This window comes from Streptomyces sp. AC627_RSS907, assembly GCF_019049165.1.
In genome coordinates, this window is the sequence record NZ_JAGMUE010001093.1 from 1 (window position 1) to 544 (window position 544).

Here is a 544-nt window from a genome sequence, read left to right on the forward strand (position 1 = left end):
CGGTTACCGCACCCGCCTCACCGGCCTCGGCCGCACGGAGGCCGAGGCGCTCTTCCTGTCCGGGGTGCCGTCGGCGCTGCGCGAGATGGGCCTCGCGGACGCCGCCTCCGCGGCCCGACTCAAGGTGTCGGCCGCCCTGCTGCCCGAGCTGAGCGACGCGGCGGACGGCGCGGCCCAGCGCTTCCACCTGGACGCCCCGGGCTGGTTCCACGCGCCGAGCGCCCCCGAGATGCTCCCGGTGATCGCCGACGCGGTGTGGGACGACCGCCGGCTCACCGCCCGCTACCGCCGGGGCGGCGGCGAGGTGGAGCGCGAGCTGGAACCGTACGGGCTCGTGCTCAAGGCGGGGGTCTGGTATCTGGCGGCGCGCGTGGACGCCTCGTGGCGGGTCTACCGCGTCGACCGGTTCACGGCCGTCGAACCGTCCGGGGAGCGCTTCGAGCGCGACGCCTCCTTCGAGCTGCCCGCCTTCTGGGCGGACCGCGCGGCGGACTTCCGGCGCTCGATCCTGCACGCGGAGGTCGTGCTCCGCCTGTCGGAGCGT

At 76.1% G+C, this 544-nt stretch carries 1 protein-coding gene; it reads left to right on the plus strand.

Features of this window, described 5'->3' with window-relative positions:
• Nucleotides 1–544: YafY family protein (locus KUM32_RS40450; RefSeq protein WP_217146681.1), on the plus strand; the 544-nt coding region annotated here is incomplete at both ends.